The 3,310-nt window shown below is 72.4% G+C and carries 4 protein-coding genes; all 4 read left to right on the forward strand.

The window, feature by feature from the left end:
• Positions 1-272: 272 nt before the first annotated feature.
• The 4 genes from ACZ5ON_RS02305 (at position 273) to ACZ5ON_RS02320 (ending at position 2,903) form a co-directional block, all read left to right on the forward strand.
• Positions 273-698, forward strand: coding sequence for a winged helix-turn-helix domain-containing protein (locus ACZ5ON_RS02305; protein ID WP_465583898.1), 426 nt, complete (start codon positions 273-275; stop codon positions 696-698).
• Positions 699-742: 44 nt separating this feature from the next.
• Positions 743-1,474 (forward strand): MgtC/SapB family protein, encoded by a 732-nt coding sequence (locus ACZ5ON_RS02310; protein ID WP_465583901.1) that lies wholly within the window; start codon positions 743-745, stop codon positions 1,472-1,474.
• 123 nt (positions 1,475-1,597) lie between these two features.
• A complete protein-coding gene (locus ACZ5ON_RS02315) occupies positions 1,598-2,116 on the forward strand; it encodes a hypothetical protein (protein WP_465583904.1) in 519 nt (172 codons plus the stop codon).
• Positions 2,117-2,828: 712 nt separating this feature from the next.
• A complete protein-coding gene (locus ACZ5ON_RS02320; RefSeq protein WP_465583986.1) occupies positions 2,829-2,903 on the forward strand; it encodes a 50S ribosomal protein bL37 in 75 nt (24 codons plus the stop codon).
• Positions 2,904-3,310 lie beyond the last annotated feature (407 nt).

Below are 3,310 nucleotides of genomic sequence, written 5' to 3' on the forward strand. Positions count from 1 at the left end.
GCTTGGTGGGGAGGAGCCGCCCCCCCGCTTTCTGGTTGCGGTGCTTCTGTTGTTGGGGAATCTCGTTGGTGTGCCCTTCTCCCGCTGCCCCTGGGGGGGGGGAGCCCCCCCCCCCCCCCCCCCCCCACCCCCGGCAGCACCCGTTCGTGGTCCCGGTCAGTCATGGGCCTCCCGATCCCTCGTACCCGAGGAAGGGAGAACCAGCCGTCCGCCGACCGCCCCGGGACCGAGCTTTGATCCGAACCCGTACTCGTACCGCCAAGGAGGCCGACATGGTCGTGCGCTACCCACGGCTGAACGTCATCTTCTCGGACCACCACACTGCACCCCACCACCCCGCGCCGCCCGCCGCCCACGGGCAGCCCGCCGCCCACGGGCAGCCCGCGCAGGCGGCGCAGTCCCCGCTGGTGGTCGACCAGACGTTCCGGACCGCCACCGTCGAAGGGCGCCGCCTGGAGCTGACCTACCTGGAGTTCGAACTCCTCGCGCACCTGGTGGCGAACCCGCTGCGGGTGCACTCGCGGGGCCAGCTGATGGAGGCCGTCTGGGAGCGGCCCGACAACGGCGACACGCGCACCATCAACACCCTCATCGCCCGGCTGCGCCGCAAGCTCGGTCCGGGCCACCGTGCCAGCATCGCCACCATCCGCCAGGTCGGGTACAAGTACGACCCGAGTCTGGCGGCCGTGGCGGCCTGACGTAGCGTCAACTACGTCCAATCACCGATGAAGAGGTGTCATCGATGCACACCCTGGCCATGACCGACTTCGTTCTCCGGCTGGCCACCGGTGTCGCCTGCGGCGCGCTCATCGGCGTCGAACGCCAGTGGCGGGCCCGGATGGCGGGCCTGCGCACCAACGCGCTGGTCGCCGCCGGCGCGACCCTGTTCGTGCTGTACAGCGAGGCCGTCGGCGACAGCGGCAGCCCGACCAGGGTCGCCTCCTACGTCGTCTCGGGCATCGGCTTCCTCGGCGGTGGCGTCATCCTGCGCGACGGCGCGGGAGTGCGCGGGCTCAACACGGCCGCCACCCTGTGGTGTTCGGCCGCCGTCGGCGTGCTCGCCGCCTCCGGGCGGTACGACCTGGCGGCCCTCGGGACGCTGGCCGTGCTCGGGGTGCACCTGGTGCTGCGTCCGGCGGGCCGGCTGCTCGACCGGGCCCCGCTCGCCGGGACCGACCCCGACACCACCGTGCGCGCCACCGTCCACCTGGAGTGCGAGCGGAAGGCGGAGACGCAGGTTCGCGCGCTGCTGCTACAGGCCTTCGCGGCCTCGGGGCTGGCGCCGATCGCGTTGCGCGCCCACCGCGAGCACGGCGAGGTCACCGCCGTAAGGGCGACCGTGGCGGTCACGGGCGACGTCACCTCCGCCCTGGAGCAGGTCGTCTCCCGGCTCTCGCTCGAACCCGCCGTGCGCGACCTGCACTGGCACCTGGAGGACGGCAGCAGCGGCGCGGACGAGGAAGCTCTCGCCTGATCCTCTCGCCTGAACCCCCTCGCCGGGGTCGCCGGTCCCGGGCGGCGGCCCCGGGCGGCGGTCCCGGCCCCGTACCGCTGGTGCCCGGGGACCGGTGCGAGACTTGAATGCGGAGGCACTCCCATGAGGCCGCTCATCAGCTCCCGGGCCACGCCGCCCCGGGGCATCCGCCCGCACACCCGGTACCTCCGCCCCCGTACGCGGGAGGGGATCGTGGTGCTGTGCGCACTCGCCCTGCTGCTGGTCGAGGTGATCGTGCTCGGTCTGGCCCCGAGCCACGCCAGGCCGCTGATCGGTGCCCTGCTGCTCGGGGCCTGGGTCATCGTGTTCGTGCTGGTCGCGGCGGTGCTGCACAGCCGGCGCTCGGCCGCCCGGCGGGCCGGCCGCCCCACCTTGCCCGTCCCGCCACCGGGCGGCCAGTGGTACGGCGAGGACGCTCTGGAGGGCTACCCGTCAGAGGCGATCGCCCGTCTGCTCCCGGCCTCCGGCGATCCCGGGCAGAACCGGCTGCAGACCGCCTGGGTGCTCGCCAACCATGGCCACGACGCCGCCTGGATCGTCCACCACCTCGACCTCCCCGCCGACCTGGCCCACCTCCTCGCCGACACCGCCGCCCACCGGGCCACGGCGCAAAGGGTGTGACACCGGTCGTGCCGAGCGGCCCGCGCAACCACGTGGACACAGCAAGGGCTGACGTGGCGTCAAGGGGACGTCAGGGATGCGTCAGAGGGGGCGAACCATCCTTGCCCGGACGATCCGAGCTCGACTTGAATGTGGGCATGACCTGCTCGACGTGCCGCCACGACCGCCCGCCACATCTGCGGGCGGAGGCTGCAGTCGCGGTCTTCGCCGCAGTCCGGTAGCGCTTCCTCCCCGCGAAGTCCGCTCCGGTCGCGCAGTGGGCGGGCTCCCGGTGCTGTGGCCGGGGCCCGCCCGCGTTCGGTCACCCTGCGTACCCCGGTGCGCGCGGTCCGCAAGCACGCACACATCTCGCGGTCCGGGCCGCTGGCGCGCGGCCGACCGCGTGGCGGCGCCCGGGATGCCCGCAACCCCTTGGACGGGTGGGCGCGCTGCCGACGGGGGCGGCCGCGGTGGTCCGACTCTGCGTGCCGGAGGTAGAGTTGGTGAAAGGCGAGTACTGCGGGGGCGGTGGCACCGCGCCGACCGTCGAGGCCGTGCACGGGGAGTGCTGCCGCCGTCAATTACCTGAGCTTGCCGACTAAATGGTGGGTGGTGCGTGAGCGTCCGCCCTGACTGACGGTTAGTCAGAAAGCCTCCATCGCGGAGTGCCGTCGCGCGTTCGCCAGCTCCTGCTGCAGAACGCTGATCGGAGAACGCCGGAAGGGGAACTGGCATGTCCAAGCGCGCCCGCAAGCAGAAGGCCCGTAAGAAGAAGAGGGCGAACCACGGCCGCAGGCCCAACCAGTAGGCCCGCGCGGTAGGCGCTCGCTTCCGCTCTCGGTCATTCCACTCGGCCCCGGGAGGCCGCCCGTCCCCGCTTCCAACAGCGCGGACGGGCGGCCTCCCGGGGCCTTCGCCGTTCCCGGAGCGCGTTGTGGCACGGTCCGGCCAAGGTCAGGTCTCAGGTGTGTGAAGCGCGCATCAAGGCTGCGTCAATGTTTTCGATACGCCCGTATGGACGGCGTCAGGGGTGCGCAAACGGCGCTCGGTGGCTGGTTTGCTCCTGGTGCCGGCCTCCCGTCGGCGTCGTGAGGGGCTTCCGGGGCGCCTGCGACCTCGCTCCCTGAACCACTTTGGTGGAACCCATGCCCGATCTCATCTTCGTCGGCGTCACGGTTGCCGTGTTCGTCGTCCTGGCCCTGATCGCGAAGGGGG

The sequence above is a fragment of the Kitasatospora sp. NPDC032150 genome (assembly GCF_055579945.1).

Coding starts and splice junctions, on each gene's coding strand:
- ACZ5ON_RS02310 (WP_465583901.1), top strand. CDS start 743: ATGCACACCCTGGCCATGACCGACTTCGTTCTCCGGCTGGCCACCGGT.
- ACZ5ON_RS02315 (WP_465583904.1), top strand. CDS start 1,598: ATGAGGCCGCTCATCAGCTCCCGGGCCACGCCGCCCCGGGGCATCCGC.
- ACZ5ON_RS02305 (WP_465583898.1), top strand. CDS start 273: ATGGTCGTGCGCTACCCACGGCTGAACGTCATCTTCTCGGACCACCAC.